The organism is Azospirillum picis, assembly GCF_017876115.1.
Taxonomy (GTDB): Bacteria; Pseudomonadota; Alphaproteobacteria; order Azospirillales; family Azospirillaceae; genus Azospirillum; species Azospirillum picis.
Genome location: NZ_JAGINO010000010.1, coordinates 91,869 through 111,339, shown reverse-complemented (window position 1 = coordinate 111,339; position 19,471 = coordinate 91,869). Strand labels below are relative to the sequence as shown.

Here is a 19,471-nt window from a genome sequence, read left to right as displayed (position 1 = left end):
GCGGGAGGGGTGAAGGCATGCGCATCAGCCTGGTGGTCGCTGCGGCCGAGAATGGCGTGATCGGCCGCGACGGCGGCCTGCCCTGGCACCTGCCGGGCGATCTCAAGCGCTTCAGGGAACTCACGCTCGGCAAGCCGGTGCTGATGGGGCGGCGGACCTGGGAGTCGCTGCCGCGGCGCCCGCTGCCTGGCCGCGACAATCTCGTTCTCAGCCGCAGCGCCGCCGGCCCGCGGCCCGGATTGCAGGACGGCTTGCGGGACGGCGCGCACTGGTTCCCGTCGATCGGGCCGGCGATCGCCTGGGCGCAGGAGTCCGGCGCCGCCGAACTGTGCGTGATCGGCGGTGCCGCGCTGTTCCGCGAAGCGCTGCCGATCGCCGACTGCGTGCGCCTGACACGGGTCCAGTGCGCCGTGGACGGCGACACCATGATGCCGCCCATCGGTGCGGAATGGACCGAAGTCTGGTCGAGCGCGCCGATGGAGGAAAACGGCCTGCTCTACCGCTACATCGACCTGGAACGGGCGCCGGCCTGACGGCGGTGGCCTGGGAAGGGCGGCAGCGAAGGACGGCGTGAACGGGGCAGGAGGATGGCGTCGCCGTCAGGCCCCCACGTCCTCCTCGCGGCCCAGGCGATGCAGCACGTCGTCGAGCTGGTCGAGCGTCTGGTAGTGGATAGTGATGGTGCCCCGCTGCCCCTGCGGATTGATCGCGACCTTCAGCCCGATGCGCGCGGAGATTTCCTCCTCGAGATTGATCAGGTCGACGTCCTTGACCGCCGGACCGCCGCCGGATTTGCCGGAGCCGCTCTTCTTCGCCTTGGGCTGGTCGCCGCGCATCAGGTCTTCGGTCTGGCGGACGTTGAGGCCGCGCGACACCACCTCGCGGGCGGCGGCGGCCGGATCCGGAGCGGTCAGCAGCGCACGGGCATGGCCGGCGGTGAGCGCACCGTCCTGCACCATCGACTTGACCGGATCCGGCAGCGCCAGCAGCCGCATCATGTTGGCGACATGGCTGCGGCTCTTGCCGATGGCGCGGGCCAGATCCTCCTGGGTGTGCTCGAACTCCTCCATCAGGCGGCGATAGCCCTCCGCCTCTTCCAGCGGGGTCAGATCCTGGCGCTGGATGTTCTCGATCAGCGCGATTTCCAACGCTTCGCGGTCGCTGAGATCGCGGATCACCACCGGCACCTCGTGCAGGCCGGCGATCTGGGCCGCCCGCCAGCGGCGTTCGCCGGCGATCAGCTCGTAGGAGTTGGCGTCGTCCGGGTCGCGACGGACCAGCAGAGGCTGCAGGATGCCCTTGTCGCGGATGGAGTCGACGAGGCCGCGGATCGCCTCCTCGTCGAACTTGCGCCGCGGCTGGTAGGTGCCGGGATGCACGAACTCGATCGGCACCTGCTTGGACTGCCGCACCTTGTCGAGCGCCGAGTAATCCTCGGTCGCCTCGCCGAACAGGGCGGAAAGGCCGCGGCCCAGGCTGGACCGGCGGGCGCTGCCTTGCTTGGTATCGTCGATCATGCGGTCAGTCTCTTCTCACGGCGCAGCACCTCGCCCGCCAGATGGATGTAGGCCTGCGATCCCGGGCAGCGCATGTCGTAGATCAGCACCGGCTTGCCGTGCGACGGTGCTTCCGAGACCTTGACGTTGCGGGGGATCACGGTGTCGTACACCTTCTCCCCGAAGAAGCCGCGGACGTCCGCTGCCACCATGTCCGACAGGTTGTTGCGCTTGTCGAACATCGTCAGCACGACGCCGTGGATGTCGAGGTTGGGGTTGAAGGTGCGCTTCACCCGCTCGATGGTGCGGACCAGGTGGCTCAGCCCCTCCAGCGCGTAGAACTCGCACTGGAGCGGGACCATGACCGCATGCGAGGCGACCAGGGCGTTCAGCGTCAGCAGGCCGAGCGCCGGCGGGCAGTCGATCAGGACGTAATCATATTCGAGCGCGCTGTTGGCGACCGCCTCGCGCAGGCGGAACTCGCGCCGCTCGGCATCCACCAGTTCGATCTCCGCGCCGGACAGGTCGACCGACGAGGTGATGATCGACAGGTTGGGGACGGAGGAGGGGATCGCCGCGGTCTCCAGCGGCACGTCGTCGAACAGCACGTCGTAGATGCCGACGCGGCGGTCCGAGCGCGGGATGCCGAGCCCGGTCGAGGCGTTGCCCTGCGGGTCGAGATCGATCACCAGAACCCGCTTGCCGATGACGGCGAGCGCGGTGGCGAGATTGATCGTCGTCGTGGTCTTGCCCACGCCGCCCTTCTGGTTGGCGATCGCAACCACACGGGCAAGGGGAGGATTGACGGCGGACATGGCGGCCTCTCGGGAGTCCGGTTGGCGGGAGGAGGGCGGGGGAACGGCGTCAGGCACGGCTGTCACACACGGTCAAGCTCGCTCACGCGCAGGATGGTGCCGGTCGGGTCGGTGCGGCTGTCGAATCGCTCGGCGCGCATTGTCCAATATTGCGTGGTGGCGGTCAATTCGTCGTCCAGCGCCGCACCCTTCAGGAACAAGGCCTTGCCGCGGCCGCCGATGAAGGGATGGGCCCAGGCCAGCAGGTCGGCCACCGGTGCCAGGGCACGGGCGGTCACCACGTCGGCGGCGATGCCGGACACGGCCTCGATCCGCTTGTTGTGGATGGTGACCGGCGCGGCGCAGAGCCTGGCCGCCTCGCGCAGGAACGCGCATTTGCGCGCGTCGCTCTCGATCAGGTGGACCTCGGGCACGCCGAGGATGGCCAGCACCAAGCCGGGGAAGCCGGCGCCGCTGCCGAGGTCGACCAGCACCCTGGTCCCCTCCGGCAGCAGCGGATGAAGCTGTGCGGAGTCGAGGAAGTGGCGCCGCCAGGTCTCCGCCAGGGTGGACGGGCCGACGAGGTTGATCCTCGGCTGCCACTTGCGCAGCAGTCCATCAAAGGCGTCCAGCCGGTCGAGCGTTTCACGTGAAACACCCGTTTCCTTGCGGAACGCGTCGGCGTCGAAGGCGCTCATTCCGCCGCTACCGCGTCGCGCCGCTTCACATGGCGCAGCAGCGCGACCAGCGCCGCCGGGGTCATGCCGGGGATGCGGGCCGCAGCTCCCAGCGTCGCCGGGCGCGACTGCCGCAACTTCTGGCGGACTTCGGCGGACAGGCTGCCGATACCGTCGACATCCAGATCCTCGGGCAGCGCCAGCGCCTCGTCCTTGCGGAAGGCACGGATGTCGGCTTCCTGGCGGCCGAGATAGCCGGCATATTTGCCGTCGATCTCAAGCTGCTCGGCAATCTCCGGGGCGATCGCCGCAAGCTCCGGCCACAGGTGGGAGAGGGCGGCGAGGTCGATGTCCGGATAGCGCAGCAGGTCGGCGGCGCTGCGGCGCACGCCGTCCTGGTTCACCGCCAAGCCCTGGCGGGCCAGCTCGACCGGCGTCGCCTGGAGCGAGGCCACCAAGGCCCGGCCGGCGGCCAGCGCCGCACTCTTGGCGGCGAAGGCATCGCGGCGTTCGCTTCCGACGCAGCCGATCGCGATGCCCTTGTCGGTCAGCCGCTGGTCGGCATTGTCGGCCCGCAGCAGCAGCCGGTATTCGGCGCGCGAGGTGAACATGCGGTAGGGCTCGTTGGTGCCGCGGCCGATCAGGTCGTCGATCAGCACGCCGATATAGGCGTCGGCACGGTCGAGCACGAAGCCCTCGCGCGTGCCGCCGGCGGCGAGCGCCGCATTGATGCCGGCCATCAGGCCCTGCGCCGCGGCCTCTTCATAGCCGGTGGTGCCGTTGATCTGGCCGGCCAGGAACAGGCGCGGCGCCCGCCGGGTCTCCAGCGTCGGCTTCAGCTCACGCGGATCGACATAGTCGTATTCGATGGCATAGCCGGGCCGCAGCATCACGACCTTTTCCAATCCCGGCATGCTGGCGAGGATGCCGAGCTGCACGTCGCGGGGCAGGGAGGTCGAGATGCCGTTCGGGTAGACGGTCGGATCGTCCAGCCCTTCGGGCTCCAGGAAGATCTGGTGGCGCTCCTTGTCGGCGAAGCGGACGACCTTGTCCTCGATCGACGGGCAATAGCGCGGCCCGGTGCCGGTGATCTGGCCGGAATACATCGGCGCGCGGTGCAGGTTGCCGCGGATCAGCGCATGGGCTTCCGGCGTCGTCCAGGTGATGGCGCAGTCGATCTGCGGGGTGTCGATCCGTTCGGTCAGGTAGGAGAAGGGCGGCGGCGGCAGGTCGCCCGGCTGCTTCTCCAGCGCGTCCCAATCGATGGTGCGGCCATCGAGCCGGGGCGGGGTTCCGGTCTTGAGCCGGCCGAGCGGGAAGCCCAGCCGGGCCAGCGTCTCGGACAGGCCAACGGATGGCGCCTCGCCGACGCGCCCGGCCGGGGTCCGCTCCTCGCCGATATGGATCAGGCCGCGCAGGAAGGTGCCGGTGGTCAGCACCACCGCACCGGCGGCGACGGTCTCGCCGGCACCGGTGACGACGCCGGTGATGCGCTGCCCGCCGTCGACGACCAGGTCTTCGGCGCCGCCGGCTTCGATGGTCAGGTTCTCCTGCTCCGCCAGCAGCGCCTGCATGGCCTGCCGGTACAGCTTGCGGTCGGCCTGGGCGCGCGGCCCGCGGACGGCCGGTCCCTTGCTGCGGTTGAGGATGCGGAACTGGATGCCGCCACGGTCGATGGCCTTCGCCATCACGCCGTCGAGCGCATCGATCTCCCGCACCAGATGCCCTTTCGCCAAGCCGCCGATGGCGGGATTGCAGGACATCTCGCCGATGGTTTCGATCTTGTGGGTCAGCAGCAGCGTGCGCGCACCCATGCGCGCCGCCGCGGCAGCCGCCTCACAGCCGGCGTGACCGCCGCCGACAACAATGACATCATAGCGTCGCATGCGCGGGACCATAGCCGAAGGGCGGGACGGATCCAAGAGGCGGGGCAACTAACCCACGCCTCGGGGGAGAGGATAAAGTCTGCGTAGCGGCGGCAGTCCCCTCTCCCGCGACAGCGGGGGAGGGTTAGGGAGGGGGCAATACTCCTCCCGCTGTTTCACGTGAAACGCGCCGTCACTTGCCGATGCAGAAGTCGCGGAAGATCACGTCGAGCAGATCCTCCACATCCACCCGCCCGGTGATCCGCCCCAGCGCCCGGCTGGCGAGCCGCACATCTTCCGCCGCCAGCTCAGGCAATGGCGCATCCAATGCCCGCAGCAGCGACTCCCGGCATTCCGTCAGGGCGGCACGATGGCGGGCGCGGGTGAGGGACGGGGCACTGCCGACGGCGAGGCGGTCGGCGCTGAAGATTGTCAACCGCTCCTCCAGCGCCTTCAGCCCGGCACCGGTGCGGGCGGAAACCGCAACCGCCGACAACTCGGGCCACAGGTCGCTCGCCGGCGCGAGGTCGCTCTTGTTGAACACCACCACGGTGTCGCCGTCGATCAGCGCCAGCGTCGCAGGGTCGAGGTCGGGCAGGGTGGTGGCGTCGAACACGGCGATTTTGACATCGGCGCGCGCGGCCCGGTCGCGGGCCCGGCGGATGCCTTCCTCCTCCACCTCGTCGGCGGCGGCCTCGCGCAGACCGGCAGTGTCGGCGAGCACCACCGGATAGCCGCCGAGGTCCAGATGCACCTCGATGATGTCGCGGGTGGTGCCGGCGCGGGCGGAGACGATGGCCGCCTCGCGCCGGGCCAGCGCATTCAGAAGGCTCGACTTGCCGGCGTTGGGGGCGCCGACGATGGCGATGTGCAGCCCCTCGCGCAGCCGTTCGCCGCGGCCGCCGTCATTGAGGTGGGCGGCGATCTCGTCGGCGAGGCCGGCGACCACCGGGCGCACCGCCTCGGCCACGCCCCCCGGCAGGTCGTCCTCGGCGAAGTCGATGTCGGCCTCGATGTGGGCAAGGGCGCGGGTCAGCCGCTCCCGCCAGCCGTCATAGAGCCGGCCGAGCGCGCCGTCCATCTGGCGCAAGGCCTGCCGGCGCTGGGCGGTGGTCTCGGCATCGATCAGGTCGGCGACCGCCTCCGCTTCGGTGAGGTCGAGCTTGCCGTTCTCGAAGGCGCGGCGGGTGAACTCGCCGGGCTCGGCCAGCCGCAGGCCGGGCAGCGCGCCAAGCGTTTCGATGATGCCGGTCACTACGGCGCGGCCGCCATGCAGGTGCAGCTCGACGACGTCCTCGCCGGTGAAGCTGGCCGGGGCGGTGAAGCGCAGCACCAGCGCATCGTCCAGGGCATCGCCGCTGACGGGATCGCGCAGGTGGGAGAGGACGGCGCGGCGCGGCGCCGGCAGCGGCCGGCCGGTCAGGGAGGCGAGGGCGGATCCGGCGGCCGGTCCCGAAATGCGAACCACCGCCACACCGGAGCGTCCGGGGGCGGTGGCGAGGGCGAAGATGGTCGCGGTCATGGGTGCCGGCCGGTCGACATGGTGGCTGGTCGACATGGCGGCCGGTCAGCCGCGCTGCTCGGGCCGCAGCTCCCGCTGCTCCGTCGCCAGCATCAGCCGTTCGACCCGCCGGCCCTCGACGAGATGGGTCTGCAGGATTTCGTCGACGTCGCCGGTGCTGTGATAGGTGTACCAGACGCCCTCGGGATAGATCACCAGCGTCGGCCCCAGTTCGCAGCGGTCGAGGCAGCCGGCGGAATTGATCCGCACCTTGCCGTCGAAGCCGAGTTCACGTGCGCGGGCCTTCATGTAGTCGCGCAGCTTCTCCGATCCGTGGGCGGCGCAGGAGCCGCGCTTGTGTCCGTCGGGGCGGCGGTTGGTGCAGCAGAAGACATGCGCTTCGAAATACGGCTTGGGATCGGTCACTTTCTTCCTTCCTGGCCCAGGGCGGACGCCATCTGGGACCAAAACATCTTCTGCATCTGTTCCATGCCCTGGAGCCCGGCGGGCAGCCAGGTCTTCAGCATGGTTTCCGGGTCCATCGCCTGGAGATTGGCGTGCATCCTGTCCTGGATCTCGCGCATCATGGCGTCCTGCATCGGCTTGACGTCGGGCAGGCCGAGGAAATGCCGGGCCTCCTCCGGGGTGCAGTCGATGTCGACGGTGATTTTCATGGCTGTCCCCCTTCTGACGGACCGCACCGGCGTCCGGCACCGGCGGCGGCGATTTTTTGGGGTTGAGCGCGGCGGCGGCCCATGCCCCACTATACAGATAGGATGCACTGGCGCAACGCCACCCCGGCGCCACCTATCTTTCATGACACACCAACCGATGGGAAACCGCCATGCCGGCCACACCGTTGGGCGCGAACCTGCTGAGCCGGGAGACGAGCCCCTATCTGCTGCAGCACAAGGACAACCCGGTCCACTGGATGGCGTGGGGGCCTGAGGCCTTCGCCCGCGCCAAGGCCGAGAACAAGCCGGTGCTGCTGTCGGTCGGCTACGCCGCCTGCCACTGGTGCCACGTCATGGCCCATGAGAGCTTCGAGAATCCCGCGATCGCCGCGCTGATGAACGAGCTGTTCATCAACATCAAGGTGGACCGCGAGGAGCGGCCGGACCTCGACACCATCTACCAGTCGGCGCTCGCGCTGCTCGGGCAGCAGGGGGGATGGCCGCTGACCATGTTCCTGACCCCGGACGCCGAGCCCTTCTGGGGCGGCACCTACTTCCCGCCGGCCCCGCGCTACGGCCGCGCCGGCTTCCCCGACGTGCTGCGCGGCATCGCCGGGACCTACGCGCAGGAACCCGACAAGGTCGCCAAGAACGTCGAGGCGCTGACGTCGGCCTTGGCGGGACTGGGGGAGAACCGGTCGGCCGGCGCCGTCGACGCCGGCGTGCTCGACCAGGTGGCGCAGCGGCTGCTGCGCGAGGTCGACCCGATCCACGGCGGCATCGGCAGCGCGCCCAAGTTCCCGCAGGTCCCGCTGTTCGAACTGCTGTGGCGCGCCTGGCAGCGCACGGGCCGCGAGCCCTTCCGCGAGGCGGTCACCCATACGCTGGCCAACATGGCGCAGGGCGGCATCTACGATCATCTCGGCGGCGGCTTCGCCCGCTACTCGGTGGACGAACGCTGGCTGGTGCCGCATTTCGAGAAGATGCTCTACGACAACGCCGAGCTGCTCGACCTGATGACGCTGGTCTGGCAGGAGACGCGCGATCCGCTGCTTGAGGCACGGATCCGGGAGACCGCCGGCTGGCTGCTGCGCGAGATGGTCGCCGACGGCGGCGGCTTCGCCGCGACGCTCGACGCCGACAGCGAGGGAGAGGAAGGACTCTTCTATATATGGAGGGAGGAGGAGGTCGACCGCCTGCTCGGCCCGGCGCTCGGCGAGGACGGGCTTTCCCTCTTCAAGCGGGTCTACGAGGTGCTGCCCCAGGGCAACTGGGAGGGCGTCACCATCCTCAACCGGCTTGGCGGCCTGACGCTCGCCGACGACGCCACCGAGGCGACGCTGGCCCGCGGCCGCGACCTGCTGCTGCGGGCACGGGCCAAGCGCGTGCGCCCGGGCTGGGACGACAAGGTCCTCGCCGACTGGAACGGCCTGATGATCGCAGCGCTGACCCATGCCGCCCTGGCGCTGGACGAGCCGGACTGGCTCGACGCCGCCGGCCGCGCCTTCGCCTTCGTCCGCGGCCGCATGGATGCCGGCGGGCGGCTCTGCCACAGTTGGCGCCACGGTCAGGGCAAGCATTCCGGCATGCTGGACGACTACGCCCACATGGCGCGGGCGGCCCTGGCGCTGCACGAGGCGACCGGGGATCCGGCGGCGCTCGACCAGGCGGAACGGTGGGTGGCCACGCTCGACGGGCATTTCTGGGACGATGCCGGCGGCGGCTATTTCTTCACCGCCGACGATGCCGAGGGACTGATCGTCCGCACCAAGAGCGTCCACGACAACGCCACCCCCAGCGGCAACGGCACCATGCTGGCGGTGCTGGCCACCCTGTTCCAGCGCACCGGCAAGGATGCCTACCGCGAGCGGGCCGATGCGCTCGCCTCCGCCTTCTCCGGGGAGCTGACCCGCAACTTCTTCCCGCTGACGACCTTCCTGAACGCGGTGGAGCTGATGCAGGCGCCGCTGCAGGTCGTCGTCGTCGGGCCGCCCAAGGCGCCGGAGACCGCGGCGCTGCGCCGGACCGTGCTCGACCATTCGCTGCCGAACCGCATCCTGACGGTGCTGGCGCCCGAGGCGGATCTGCCCGGCGATCATCCCGCGCACGGGAAGGGCATGCGCGACGGAACGGCGACCGCCTATGTCTGCCGCGGCATGACCTGTTCCGCTCCGGTGACGGCGGCGGCGGATCTGGCCGGGCTCCTGGCCTCGAAGACCTGATCACCGGGAGGAAACCATGCTTCGCACCGCTTCGCGTCTCAGCGTCGACAGCCCGCTCGGTCCCCTGATGCTGACCGGCGACGGGACCGCGCTCACCGGCGTCGGCTGGGGACGCTTCGACCGCGACGACCCGGACGCGGTGCTGGAGGAGACGGCGCGCCAGCTCGCCGCCTACTTCACCGGCCGGCTGCGGGTCTTCGACCTGCCGCTGAAGCCGGCCGGAACCCCGTTCCGCCGGAGCGTCTGGGACGCGATGCTGGCGATCCCCTACGGCGGCACCGCGACCTACGGCGGGATGGCCAGGCTGCTCGGCAGCGGCCCGCGCGCCGTCGGCGGCGCCTGCGGCGCCAACCCGATCCCGATCGTCGTCCCGTGCCACCGCGTGCTCGCCAGCGGCGGGGCGCCCGGCGGCTATTCCGGCCATGGCGGACTGGACACCAAGGCGTGGCTGCTGGCGCTGGAACGCCGGCACGCACCGGCAGAGGCGACGGCGACGGCGGAGCAGGCCGGACAGCTCGCGCTGCTTTGAACCAACCAGAGAAAAGAGGAAACCGATCAACGATGGTTCACGCGATCCGCATCCATGAACATGGTGGGCCCGAGGTTCTGCGCTGGGACGAGGTCGAGGTCGGCGAGCCCGGCCCCGGACAGGTCCGCCTCCGCCAGACCGCGGTGGGACTGAACTACATCGACACCTATCACCGTTCCGGCGCCTACAAGCTGCCGAACCTGCCGGCGGTCATCGGCATGGCGGGCACCGGCGTGGTCGAGGCGCTCGGCCCCGACGTGACCACCCTGAAGGTCGGCGACCGCGTCGGTTACGCCATGTCGATCGGCGCCTATGCCGAGAGCCGGCTGATCGCCGCCGACCGGCTGGTCCCGCTGCCGAGCTGGCTCGACGAGCAGGCGACGGCCGCCACGCTGCTGCAGGGCATGACCGCGCAGTACCTGCTGCGCAGCACCTATGTCGTCCAGCCCGGCGACACCATCCTGGTCCAGGCCGCCGCCGGCGGGGTCGGGCTGCTGCTGTGTTCGTGGGCGCGGCATCTCGGCGCCACCGTCATCGGCACCGTCGGGTCGGCGGAAAAGGCCGAGCTGGCGAAGGCCCATGGCTGCCACCACACCATCGACTACACCCGTGAGGACTTCGTCCAGCGGGTGAAGGACCTGACGGACGGGCAGGGCGTGCCGGTGGTCTATGACGGTGTCGGCAAGACCACCTTCCTTCCCGGTTTGGACTGCCTGCGCCCGCGCGGCCTGATGGTGCTGTTCGGTGCCGCCTCCGGCGCTCCGGCGCCGTTGGACCTCGGCCTTCTGTCGAGCAAGGGCTCGCTCTACGTGACCCGCCCGACGCTTGCCACCTACACCGCCAAGCGCGAGGACCTGATGGCGTCGGCCGCGGATCTGTTCGATGCGGTGAAGAACGGCGGGGTGACCTTCACGGTGAACCAGCGCTTCGCGCTGAAGGACACCGCCGAGGCGCACCGGGCCCTGGAATCGCGGGCGACCACCGGCTCGACCGTGCTGGTGCCGTAAGGTCCGGCTGCCCCCTCCTAACCTCCCCCGCTCTCGCGGGAGAGGGACTGCCGCCGCTCTGCTGATCGGTTCACGCCGACGAGCATCCTGCCCCCTCTCCCGCGAAGCGGGGGAGGGATGGGGAGGGGGAAAGCGGCGACCGCTACTCCATCGCCCAGAGCGGGTTCTTCAGCTTCTTCACCAACTCCGCATGGGCCGCCGCCTCCTCCTCGCTGACGGCGAAGACGCGGGCCTCGCGGAAGGGGCGGTCGATCCGCAGCGCGGCGGCGGATCCGGCCTTCGCCGCCGGGCCGCCGGCAAGCGCCAGGCCGGTCTGCCGGCCGCCCAGCAGCTCCAGATAGACCTCCGCCAGCAGCTGGGCGTCGAGCAGGGCGCCGTGCAGGGTGCGGTTGGAATTGTCGACGCCGAAGCGCTTGCACAGGGCATCGAGGGTGGCCGGCGAGCCGGGGAACTTCTGCCGGGCCATCAGCAGGGTGTCGACGGCGCGATCCTTCGGCATCACCGGATAGCCGGCGATCTTCAGTTCCCAATTCAGGAAGTGCATGTCGAAGGCGGCGTTGTGGATCACCAGCGGCGCATCGCCGATGAAGGCGACGAAGTCGGCGGCGACGTCGTTGAAGACCGGCTTGTCCGACAGGAACTCCGCGCTCAGCCCGTGGACGGCGAAGGCCTCCGGCGGCATGTCGCGCTCGGGATTGATGTAGACGTGGAAGCGCTCCCCGGTGGCGAGATGGTTGACCAGCTCGATGCAGCCGATCTCGACCAGCCGGTGGCCTTCCTCAGGCTTGAAGCCCGTGGTTTCGGTATCGAGGACGATTTCACGCATGATCGACTTGTCCAATCTGGCCCGGTTGATAGCCACGCGGCGGCCATTGTCGGCCCGGCCGCCGCGCCACGTCGCGCACAATGCCCTGAAGCGCCCGCCGCGTCACCAGCCGTCCCGACCCGGTCGGCACGACATAGTCGGCGCGGCGGCGCTTCTCGGCGTCGGGCATCTGGCGGGCGAGGATGCCGGCGAACTTCTCCGCCGTCATGCCGGGCCGGGCCATCACCCGCGCGCGCTGCACCGCAGGCGGGGCCGAGACGACGACGGTGGCGTCGACCCGCCGCTCGCCCCCGGTTTCGAACAGCAGCGGGATGTCGAGCACGGCGATCCCGGCGCCACGCCGTGCCGCCCGCGCCAGGAAGTCCCGCTGCGCCGCCTGCACCATCGGATGCAGGATCGCCTCCAGGCGCTTCAGCGCCGGCGGGTCGCGGAACACCGCCGCCCCCAGCGCCGCCCGGCTGACCGCGCCATCGACGACCGAGCCGGGAAAGGCGGCACCGATCGCCCCGACCGCGCGGCCGCCCTTGGCGAGCAACCCGTGGACGACGGCGTCGGAATCGCAGACCGGCGCCCCCATCGCCTTCAACATGCGGGCGGCGGTGCTCTTGCCCATGCCGATCGAGCCGGTCAGGCCCAGCACGATCATCTCAGCCTTCCAGGACGTAGCGGGTCAGGTCCGGCGTGACCTGCGGCTCGACGCCGAACCAGGCCCTGAATCCGGGACGCGCCTGGTGCAGCAGCATGCCAATGCCGCTCGCCACCGGGTTGCCGCGCGCCCGCGCCGCCGCCAGCAGCGGCGTCTCCAGCGGCACATAGACGATGTCGTTGACCAGGGCGGAGACGGGCAGGGCGCCGAGGTCGAGGTCGAGTGCCGGTTGGCCCGCCATGCCCTGCGTCGTGGTGTTGACCAGGAGTCCCGCCCCGTCGAGCGCCGTTTCACGTGAAACCCACTCGACCACCACAACCCGGCCGGCGAAGTCGAAGCGGGCCAGATCCGCCGCCATCTCCTCGGCGCGGGCACGCGTGCGGTTGACCAGACGGACCTCCGGGATGCCGGCGTCGAGCAGGGCGACGACCACCGCCCGCGCCGCGCCGCCGGCCCCGATCACCACCGCCGGGCCATGGCCCCCGCCTTGGCTGCCGCCTTCGCCGCCATTCCACTCCGGACACTCCGCACGCAGGTTCTCCAGGAAGCCGAAGCCGTCGGTGTTGCCGCCGACCAGCGCGCCGTCCTCGGCGACCACGATGGTGTTGACCGCACCGATGCGCCGCGCCGTCTCGTCCAGCCGGTCGACGCTGCGGTAGGCGATCTCCTTCAGCGGCACCGTGACGTTGCAGCCGCGGAATCCCAGCGCCGGCAGCGCCCGGATCGCCTGCTCGGCGCGCTCCGGCGCCACGGCCAGCGGCACATAGGCGCCGTCGATGCCGTACTGGTCGAGCCAGCGGTTGTGCAGCCGGGGCGAGCGCGAATGGCCGACCGGCCAGCCCATCACGCCGGCGAGCTTCGCCTTACCGGAGATCGTCATTCCCTGCCCACCCCATGCACCCGCAGGAACCCGAGCAGCGGCAGCAGCGGCAGCCCGAGAATGGTGAAGAAGTCGCCCTCGACCCGATGGAAGAGCTGCGCGCCGAGCCCTTCGAGCTGGTAGGCGCCGACCGATTGCAGCACCTCGTCGCCGGCACGGTCGAGATAGTCGTCGAGGAAGGCGTCGGAGAAACTGCGCATGGTCAGGCGGGCGCTGTCGATCCGGTGCCACATCCGTTGGCCGTCGCGCACCACGACGGCGCAGCTTATCAGCCGGTGGGTCCTGCCCCGCAGGGCCAGGAGCTGGTCGCGGGCGCCGGCGCGGTCGGTCGGCTTGTCGAACCAGCGGCCCTCGCACTCCAGCATCTGGTCGGCGCCGACCACCAGCGCGCCGGGATGGCGCCGGGTGATGCGCTGGGCCTTCAGCTCCGCCAGGGCTTCGGCCACGATCTCGGCGGTGACGTTTTCGGCGCGGCCGGCGGCCTTCACCTCGTCCTCGTCGACCGCCGGCCGGTCGAGCAGGGCGGTCAGGCCGGCGCGCTCCAGCATCGCCGCCCGCGTGCGCGAGCCGGAGGCCAGAACGAGCATCGGGGCGGGCGGAGAATCCGGATGGGAGAGGGTGCTCACGTCTTCTTTCCCTCGGGGCTGAACTTCGCGCTCTGGCGGCGGGCGAGCAGCATCATGATCTCCGCCGCCGTCTCCTCGATCGACCGTCGGGTGACGTCGATCACCGGCCAGCCGCGGCGGCTGAACAGGCGGCGCGCCTCCTGCACCTCCGAGCGCACCAGCTCGGGGTCGGCATAGCTGGAGCTCTCGCCCTGGTTCAGCAGCTTCAGCCGGTTGCGGCGAATCTGGACCAGGCGGTCGGGGTCCTTGGTCAGCCCGACGATCAGCGGCCGGGTCAGCAGGTCGACCTCGGCCGGCAGCGGCGTGCCGGGGACCAGCGGGATGTTGGCCGCCTTGATGCCGCGATTCGCAAGATAGATGCAGGTCGGCGTCTTGGAGCTGCGCGACACGCCGATCAGCACGACGTCGGCCTCGTGCAGGTCCCAGTTCGACTGGCCGTCGTCGTGCGACAGCGCGAAGTCGACGGCGTCGATGCGGCTGAAATACTCGGCGTCCAGCACATGCTGGCGGCCGGGCTGCCGCTGCGATTCCACGCCCAGGAAGACGGCGAGCGCGTTGATCAGCGGATCGAGCACCGGGATGCAGGGCACCTGCATCTCGCGGCAGAAATCCTGCAGCCGCCGGCGCAGCGTCTCGTCGACCAGGGTGAACATCACCAGCCCGTGGTTGTCGCGGATTCCCTCCAGCACGAGGTCGAGCTGGCGGTCGGTGCGCACCAGATTCCAGAAATGCTCGATCGGCCGGACGTCGTCGAACTGGATGACGCAGGCGCGCGCGACGCTGTTGATGGTTTCGCCCGTCGCATCGGATACGAGATGTAGATGGAACTCTTTCATCGGTCCCCAACATGCTGTGGAGAACCCGGCCCAGATCTGTGGACAACCGGATCCGCCTGCGTTTCACCCCAAGCGGCGGACTCCTCCTCCCCGCTACGGCCCCCTGCGGAACAACTCCGCCGACCGCTTCGGAAGACGGGCAGATCCGCCCCCGTCCGCCCTGTTATCCACGGGACTCCCGTTCGTACAGCTATAGCATTTCCGCCATTTCGGACGGTAGTGCTCCGAATCGTCCACAGATCCGCACACATGCCGCAAGGCCGTCCGGACTCTGTGGATAGATTCTCAAGAATCGGGGATCACCGTTATCCACAGGCACCCACCACCTCCTCTTCCTTTCTTCCTATAAAAAATATAGTGAAGAAGAGGGGAGAAACCCGACCCGGAATCTCGGCGTCGGACCCGATCAAAGCAACCCGACCAAGGGGAAGGCATCGTCTTGTCCGTCACCAGCACGTCCGACCGGAAATCCGCCCGCAAACCGATGCTCGCCGCCCTGGCGGGGGAGGCCTGCTCCCGTCCGCCCTTCTGGCTGATGCGTCAGGCCGGCCGCTACCTGCCGGAATACCGTGAGCTGCGGGCGAAGGCGGGCAGCTTCCTCGACCTCTGCTACAATCCCGACTTCGCGGTCGAGGTGACCCTGCAGCCGCTGCGCCGCTACGGCATGGACGCGGCGATCCTGTTCTCCGACATCCTGGTGGTGCCGCATGCGCTGGGCCAGCCGCTCGCCTATCTCGAAGGCGAGGGGCCGAAGCTGGATCCGGTGCGCGGCGTGGAGGACCTGAAGCGGCTGTCGCGCGACCGCTTCCACGAGACGCTCGCCCCGGTCTACGAGACGGTGCGCCGGCTCTCCACCGCGATCCCCGGGCAGACGACGCTGATCGGCTTTGCGGGGGCTCCCTGGACCATCGCCTGCTACATGGTCGAGGGTGCGGGCTCGAAGGAGTATGCCCACGTCAAGCGCTGGGCCTACGGCGACCCCGCCGGCTTTGCCCAGCTCATCGACCTGATCGTCGAGGTCACGGCCGACTATCTCTGCCGCCAGATCGAGGCGGGCGCCGAGACCGTGCAGCTCTTCGACAGCTGGGCCGGGGTCCTGCCGGTCGGCCAGTTCCGCCGCTGGGTCATCGAGCCGACGCGGCAGATCGTCGCGCGCGTCAAGGCGAAGCATCCCGACACCCCGATCATCGGCTTCCCGCGCGGGGCCGGCCATGCCTACGAGGATTATGTCGCCGGGGCCGGCGTCGACGCCGTCGGGCTGGACACCACGGTGTCGCCGGTGTGGGCGGCGCGGACGCTGCAGTCGAAGCTGCCGGTGCAGGGCAACCTCGACCCGATCATGCTGGCCGCCGGCGGCAGGGCGATGGCGGACGCCACCTGGGAGATCCTGGAGGCGATGACGCCGCGACCCTTCATCTTCAACCTCGGCCACGGCGTCATCCAGTCGACCCCGCCCGACCATGTGGCGGAGCTGACCCGGCTGCTGCGCGAGTGGCCGAACCGCGGCTGAGGCGGACGGGCCGCAGCCGGCCGAAAAGGCACGGTCCTGAAAAAGCCTTGGCGGGAGGTCTGGACAGAGAGGCTGCGACGCTCCAGTTTAGCGGCACCATGAGCCAGCAGCTTTCCCAGGCCTCCGCCGCACCGCACCACCCTCCGCGTCGCGTCGCGGTCGTCCTGTTCAACCTCGGCGGTCCCGACGCGCCCGAGGCGGTGCGGCCCTTCCTGTTCAACCTGTTCAACGACCCGGCCATCATCCGGCTGCCCAATCCGTTCCGCTTCCTGATCGCCAGCCTGATCAGCGGCCGGCGGGCCAAGCCGGCGACGGCGATCTACGCCCATCTCGGCGGCCGCTCGCCGCTGCTGGAGAACACCGAGGCCCAGGCGGCGGCGCTGGAGGGCAGGCTGGAGGCGGATCCGGCCCTGCCGGGGGCGGAGACCAGGGTCTTCATCGCCATGCGCTACTGGCACCCGATGAGTGCCGAGACGGCGGCGCGGGTGAAGGCGTACGATCCGGATCTGGTGGTGCTGCTGCCGCTCTACCCGCAATTCTCCACCACGACGACGGCGTCCAGCGCCAAGGTCTGGAACGAGGCGGCCCGCATGGTCGGGCTCGACGTGCCGACCAGGCTGGTCTGCTGCTATCCGACGCTGGCCGGCTTCATCGACGCCACGGCGGATCTGGTCCGGCCGCTCTACGAGGCGGCCAGGGCCCACGGCACGCCGCGGATCCTGTTCTCCGCCCACGGCCTGCCCAAGAAGGTGGTCGCCGGCGGCGATCCCTACCAGTGGCAGTGCGAGCGCACGGCGGAGTCGATCGCCGCGGCGATCGGCGTCGACCAGCTCGACTGGGTCGGCTGCTACCAGAGCCGCGTCGGCCCGATGGAGTGGATCGGCCCCAGCACCGACGCCGAGATCCGCCGGGCCGGCCAGGACGGCGTGCCGGTCCTGGTGGTGCCGATGGCCTTCGTGTCTGAGCATTCCGAGACGCTGGTGGAGATCGAGATCGAGTACCGCCACCTGGCGAAGGAGGCGGGCGTCCCGCATTTCACCCGCGTGCCGACGGTCGGCGCCCATCCCGGCTTCATCGACGGGCTGGCCGGGCTGGTGCGGCAGAGCGTCGCGGGCAGGGCGCCCATCTGCTCGCAGAAGGGCGACCGGATCTGCCCCGGCACCCAGTCCGGCTGCCCGCAGCCGCGCCGCTGAGCCCGGCGGCATGACGAAACCAAGGAGGGGAACCCCCGGTGCTGTATGAATGGATCAAGGCGCTGCACGTCATCAGCATCATCGCCTGGATGGCGGGGCTGCTCTACCTGCCGCGGCTGTTCGTCTACCATTGCCAGGCCGCCGCCGGATCCGAGGCGTCGGAGACCTTCAAGGTGATGGAGCGCCGCCTGCTGCGCGCCATCATGAACCCGGCGATGATCGCGGCCTACGTCTTCGGCATCGCCATGATCGTGCTGACGCCGGAGTGGATGAAGCAGGGCTGGCTGCACGCCAAGATCCTGTTCGTGCTGCTGCTGACCGCCAGCCACATGATGATGGCCCGCTGGCGCCGCGACTTCGCCGAGGACCGCAACACCCGGCCGCAGCGTTTCTACCGCATCGCCAACGAGGTGCCGACGCTGCTGATGATCGGCATCGTCATCTTCGTGATCGTGAAGCCCTTCTGAGAACCGGCGGGGGGTGGGATTTCCACCGGTCGAAAAAGCCGGGTTCCGCCACTTTCCCGCTTTCGCTTTCGTTTGACTTGCACGTGACGATCCGATAACCATGTCATGAACGCGGGGTTTTCTGCCCCGCGGCTTCCCACGCCCACATCTGCCGATCCGACGCTCTGCCCATGAGCCGGGCCTGGTGGCTGGCGATCCCGTTCCGTGCGTCCATCATCCGGCTGCCCGCGAACCCGTCGTCCGAACGCCACCCGCTGCCCACCCGACGCGGCCATCCACACTCCGCCGTCGGCAGGGATTCCAGGCACTTCCCCCGGCCGCTCGGCCAACCCCCAAGGTCTATTTCCCCGCATGACGATCTCACAGGCATTCCCATGCATCTCCAAGAGCTGAAGTGCAAAAGCCCCGCCGAACTGCTGGCGTTCGCGGAGGAGTTGCAGATCGAGAACGCGAGCACGCTGCGCAAGCAGGACATGATGTTCGCGATCCTCAAGCAGTTGGCCGAGAACGACATTCCGATCTTCGGCGACGGCGTGCTGGAGGTGCTGCAGGACGGGTTCGGGTTCCTGCGCTCGCCGGAAGCCAATTACCTGCCGGGTCCCGACGACATCTACGTCAGCCCCAGCCAGGTGCGCCGCTTCGGCCTGCGCACCGGCGACACGGTGGAAGGGCAGATCCGGTCGCCGAAGGACGGTGAACGCTATTTCGCCCTGCTGAAGGTCAACACCATCAATTTCGACGCGCCCGACAAGGTCCGTCACCGCATCAACTTCGACAACCTGACGCCGCTCTATCCGGAGGAACGCATCCGGATGGAGGTCGAGGACCCGACCAAGAAGAACCTCACCGGCCGCATCGTCGATCTGGTGGCGCCGCTGGGCAAGGGGCAGCGCGGGCTGATCGTGGCGCCGCCGCGCACCGGCAAGACGGTGATGCTGCAGAACATCGCCCACTCGATCGCCACCAACCACCCCGAAGCCTACCTGATCGTCCTGCTGATCGACGAGCGCCCGGAAGAAGTGACGGACATGGCCCGCTCGGTCCGCGGCGAGGTCATCAGCTCCACCTTCGACGAGCCGGCCACCCGCCACGTCCAGGTCGCCGAGATGGTGATCGAGAAGGCCAAGCGCCTGGTCGAGCACAAGCGCGACGTGGTCATCCTGCTGGACAGCATCACCCGCCTGGCCCGCGCCTACAACACCGTCGTTCCGTCATCCGGCAAGGTGCTGACCGGCGGCGTCGACGCCAACGCCCTGCAGCGGCCCAAGCGCTTCTTCGGCGCCGCCCGCAACGTCGAGGAGGGCGGCTCGCTGACCATCATCGCCACCGCGCTGATCGACACCGGCAGCCGCATGGACGAGGTGATCTTCGAAGAGTTCAAGGGCACCGGCAACTCCGAGATCGTGCTGGACCGCAAGCTCTCCGACAAGCGCACCTTCCCGGCCATCGACATCTCCAAGTCGGGCACCCGCAAGGAAGAGCTGCTGGTCGACAAGGGCACCATGTCGAAGATGTGGATCCTGCGCCGCATCCTGATGCCGATGGGCGTGACCGACGCGGTCGACTTCCTGGTCGACAAGCTGAAGCACACCAAGTCCAACGGCGAGTTCTTCGAAAGCATGAACCAGTAGTCGCCCTGGACCCGGATCCGGCCGCCTGTCGCCGGATCCGGGTCCAGATCCGGGCATGAAAAAGGGCGGGGGCCTGTCGGCCGCCCGCCCT

20 protein-coding genes are annotated in these 19,471 nt (G+C 69.5%); 8 read left to right on the top strand and 12 right to left on the bottom strand.

The window, feature by feature from the left end:
- Positions 1 to 17 precede the first annotated feature (17 nt).
- On the top strand, positions 18 to 533 hold the full coding sequence (locus J2850_RS15405; protein ID WP_209983149.1) for a dihydrofolate reductase: 516 nt from the start codon (positions 18 to 20) through the stop codon (positions 531 to 533).
- Between the two features lie 66 nt (positions 534 to 599).
- On the opposite strand, the gene J2850_RS15400 is transcribed toward J2850_RS15405, so the two are convergent.
- The 7 genes from J2850_RS15400 to J2850_RS15370 all read right to left on the bottom strand — a co-directional run bounded on the left by J2850_RS15400 (position 600) and on the right by J2850_RS15370 (position 7,007).
- Complete coding sequence (locus tag J2850_RS15400) at positions 600 to 1,517, bottom strand: ParB/RepB/Spo0J family partition protein (protein ID WP_209983147.1); 918 nt, start codon at positions 1,515 to 1,517, stop codon at positions 600 to 602.
- Positions 1,514 to 2,311: a ParA family protein gene (locus tag J2850_RS15395; protein WP_209983145.1), complete on the bottom strand. Its 798-nt coding sequence runs from the start codon at positions 2,309 to 2,311 to the stop codon at positions 1,514 to 1,516. The genes J2850_RS15400 and J2850_RS15395 overlap by 4 nt, the downstream gene beginning before the upstream one ends.
- Positions 2,312 to 2,373: 62 nt before the next feature.
- Positions 2,374 to 2,988: a 16S rRNA (guanine(527)-N(7))-methyltransferase RsmG gene (gene rsmG, locus J2850_RS15390; protein ID WP_209983143.1), complete on the bottom strand. Its 615-nt coding sequence runs from the start codon at positions 2,986 to 2,988 to the stop codon at positions 2,374 to 2,376.
- Positions 2,985 to 4,853 (bottom strand): tRNA uridine-5-carboxymethylaminomethyl(34) synthesis enzyme MnmG, encoded by a 1,869-nt coding sequence (mnmG, locus tag J2850_RS15385; protein ID WP_209983141.1) that lies wholly within the window; start codon positions 4,851 to 4,853, stop codon positions 2,985 to 2,987. The genes rsmG and mnmG overlap by 4 nt, the downstream gene beginning before the upstream one ends.
- Positions 4,854 to 5,025: 172 nt before the next feature.
- Entirely contained in the window at positions 5,026 to 6,354 is a 1,329-nt protein-coding gene (gene mnmE / locus J2850_RS15380; protein WP_209983328.1) for a tRNA uridine-5-carboxymethylaminomethyl(34) synthesis GTPase MnmE, read from the bottom strand.
- A 45-nt stretch (positions 6,355 to 6,399) separates the two neighbouring features.
- The gene (locus J2850_RS15375) at positions 6,400 to 6,759 is read right to left on the bottom strand and encodes a (2Fe-2S) ferredoxin domain-containing protein (RefSeq protein ID WP_209983139.1); all 360 of its coding nucleotides are present in this window, start codon (positions 6,757 to 6,759) and stop codon (positions 6,400 to 6,402) included.
- Positions 6,756 to 7,007 (bottom strand): DUF6489 family protein, encoded by a 252-nt coding sequence (locus J2850_RS15370; protein ID WP_209983137.1) that lies wholly within the window; start codon positions 7,005 to 7,007, stop codon positions 6,756 to 6,758. The genes J2850_RS15375 and J2850_RS15370 overlap by 4 nt, the downstream gene beginning before the upstream one ends.
- Before the next feature lie 170 nt (positions 7,008 to 7,177).
- Between J2850_RS15370 and J2850_RS15365 the strand changes: the two genes are divergently transcribed.
- From J2850_RS15365 to J2850_RS15355, 3 genes are read left to right on the top strand one after another with little or no spacing between them, the layout of a single operon-like run.
- On the top strand, positions 7,178 to 9,229 hold the full coding sequence (locus J2850_RS15365) for a thioredoxin domain-containing protein (protein ID WP_209983135.1): 2,052 nt from the start codon (positions 7,178 to 7,180) through the stop codon (positions 9,227 to 9,229).
- Between the two features lie 16 nt (positions 9,230 to 9,245).
- Positions 9,246 to 9,758: a methylated-DNA--[protein]-cysteine S-methyltransferase gene (locus J2850_RS15360; protein WP_209983133.1), complete on the top strand. Its 513-nt coding sequence runs from the start codon at positions 9,246 to 9,248 to the stop codon at positions 9,756 to 9,758.
- Between the two features lie 32 nt (positions 9,759 to 9,790).
- On the top strand, positions 9,791 to 10,765 hold the full coding sequence (locus J2850_RS15355; protein ID WP_209983131.1) for a quinone oxidoreductase family protein: 975 nt from the start codon (positions 9,791 to 9,793) through the stop codon (positions 10,763 to 10,765).
- A 142-nt stretch (positions 10,766 to 10,907) separates the two neighbouring features.
- Here J2850_RS15355 and dnaQ read toward each other — a convergent pair whose 3' ends face one another.
- Genes dnaQ through J2850_RS15330 form a run of 5 tightly spaced genes read right to left on the bottom strand, consistent with a single transcriptional unit; the run spans position 10,908 to position 14,579 of the window.
- Positions 10,908 to 11,591: a DNA polymerase III subunit epsilon gene (dnaQ, locus tag J2850_RS15350; protein WP_209983128.1), complete on the bottom strand. Its 684-nt coding sequence runs from the start codon at positions 11,589 to 11,591 to the stop codon at positions 10,908 to 10,910.
- Positions 11,584 to 12,237 (bottom strand): dephospho-CoA kinase, encoded by a 654-nt coding sequence (coaE, locus tag J2850_RS15345; RefSeq protein ID WP_209983126.1) that lies wholly within the window; start codon positions 12,235 to 12,237, stop codon positions 11,584 to 11,586. Before coaE ends, dnaQ begins: the two co-directional genes overlap by 8 nt.
- Position 12,238: 1 nt before the next feature.
- Complete coding sequence (locus J2850_RS15340) at positions 12,239 to 13,117, bottom strand: shikimate dehydrogenase (RefSeq protein ID WP_209983124.1); 879 nt, start codon at positions 13,115 to 13,117, stop codon at positions 12,239 to 12,241.
- Positions 13,114 to 13,704, bottom strand: a complete 591-nt coding sequence (locus J2850_RS15335) for a Maf family protein (protein WP_209983326.1) — start codon at positions 13,702 to 13,704, stop codon at positions 13,114 to 13,116. The genes J2850_RS15340 and J2850_RS15335 overlap by 4 nt, the downstream gene beginning before the upstream one ends.
- A 35-nt stretch (positions 13,705 to 13,739) precedes the next feature.
- Positions 13,740 to 14,579 (bottom strand): pyruvate, water dikinase regulatory protein, encoded by an 840-nt coding sequence (locus tag J2850_RS15330; RefSeq protein WP_209983122.1) that lies wholly within the window; start codon positions 14,577 to 14,579, stop codon positions 13,740 to 13,742.
- A gap of 484 nt (positions 14,580 to 15,063) precedes the next feature.
- Here J2850_RS15330 and hemE point away from each other — a divergent pair, with 484 nt between their 5' ends.
- The 4 genes from hemE (at position 15,064) to rho (ending at position 19,380) form a co-directional block, all read left to right on the top strand.
- Positions 15,064 to 16,089 carry a uroporphyrinogen decarboxylase gene (gene hemE, locus J2850_RS15325; protein WP_209983324.1) on the top strand — a complete coding sequence of 342 codons (1,026 nt, stop codon included), beginning with the start codon at positions 15,064 to 15,066 and terminating at the stop codon, positions 16,087 to 16,089.
- A 98-nt stretch (positions 16,090 to 16,187) separates the two neighbouring features.
- Complete coding sequence (gene hemH, locus J2850_RS15320; protein WP_209983120.1) at positions 16,188 to 17,282, top strand: ferrochelatase; 1,095 nt, start codon at positions 16,188 to 16,190, stop codon at positions 17,280 to 17,282.
- Positions 17,283 to 17,320: 38 nt separating this feature from the next.
- Positions 17,321 to 17,749, top strand: coding sequence for a protoporphyrinogen oxidase HemJ (hemJ, locus tag J2850_RS15315; RefSeq protein ID WP_209983118.1), 429 nt, complete (start codon positions 17,321 to 17,323; stop codon positions 17,747 to 17,749).
- Positions 17,750 to 18,123: 374 nt separating this feature from the next.
- A complete protein-coding gene (rho, locus tag J2850_RS15310) occupies positions 18,124 to 19,380 on the top strand; it encodes a transcription termination factor Rho (RefSeq protein ID WP_209983116.1) in 1,257 nt (418 codons plus the stop codon).
- The last annotated feature ends 91 nt before the right edge of the window (positions 19,381 to 19,471 follow it).

Coding starts and splice junctions, on each gene's coding strand:
- J2850_RS15405 (WP_209983149.1), top strand. CDS start 18: ATGCGCATCAGCCTGGTGGTCGCTGCGGCCGAGAATGGCGTGATCGGC.
- J2850_RS15400 (WP_209983147.1), bottom strand. CDS start 1,517: ATGATCGACGATACCAAGCAAGGCAGCGCCCGCCGGTCCAGCCTGGGC.
- J2850_RS15395 (WP_209983145.1), bottom strand. CDS start 2,311: ATGTCCGCCGTCAATCCTCCCCTTGCCCGTGTGGTTGCGATCGCCAAC.
- rsmG (WP_209983143.1), bottom strand. CDS start 2,988: ATGAGCGCCTTCGACGCCGACGCGTTCCGCAAGGAAACGGGTGTTTCA.
- mnmG (WP_209983141.1), bottom strand. CDS start 4,853: ATGCGACGCTATGATGTCATTGTTGTCGGCGGCGGTCACGCCGGCTGT.
- mnmE (WP_209983328.1), bottom strand. CDS start 6,354: ATGACCGCGACCATCTTCGCCCTCGCCACCGCCCCCGGACGCTCCGGT.
- J2850_RS15370 (WP_209983137.1), bottom strand. CDS start 7,007: ATGAAAATCACCGTCGACATCGACTGCACCCCGGAGGAGGCCCGGCAT.
- J2850_RS15365 (WP_209983135.1), top strand. CDS start 7,178: ATGCCGGCCACACCGTTGGGCGCGAACCTGCTGAGCCGGGAGACGAGC.
- J2850_RS15360 (WP_209983133.1), top strand. CDS start 9,246: ATGCTTCGCACCGCTTCGCGTCTCAGCGTCGACAGCCCGCTCGGTCCC.
- J2850_RS15355 (WP_209983131.1), top strand. CDS start 9,791: ATGGTTCACGCGATCCGCATCCATGAACATGGTGGGCCCGAGGTTCTG.
- dnaQ (WP_209983128.1), bottom strand. CDS start 11,591: ATGCGTGAAATCGTCCTCGATACCGAAACCACGGGCTTCAAGCCTGAG.
- coaE (WP_209983126.1), bottom strand. CDS start 12,237: ATGATCGTGCTGGGCCTGACCGGCTCGATCGGCATGGGCAAGAGCACC.
- J2850_RS15340 (WP_209983124.1), bottom strand. CDS start 13,117: ATGACGATCTCCGGTAAGGCGAAGCTCGCCGGCGTGATGGGCTGGCCG.
- J2850_RS15335 (WP_209983326.1), bottom strand. CDS start 13,704: ATGCTCGTTCTGGCCTCCGGCTCGCGCACGCGGGCGGCGATGCTGGAG.
- J2850_RS15330 (WP_209983122.1), bottom strand. CDS start 14,579: ATGAAAGAGTTCCATCTACATCTCGTATCCGATGCGACGGGCGAAACC.
- hemE (WP_209983324.1), top strand. CDS start 15,064: ATGCTCGCCGCCCTGGCGGGGGAGGCCTGCTCCCGTCCGCCCTTCTGG.
- hemH (WP_209983120.1), top strand. CDS start 16,188: ATGAGCCAGCAGCTTTCCCAGGCCTCCGCCGCACCGCACCACCCTCCG.
- rho (WP_209983116.1), top strand. CDS start 18,124: ATGCATCTCCAAGAGCTGAAGTGCAAAAGCCCCGCCGAACTGCTGGCG.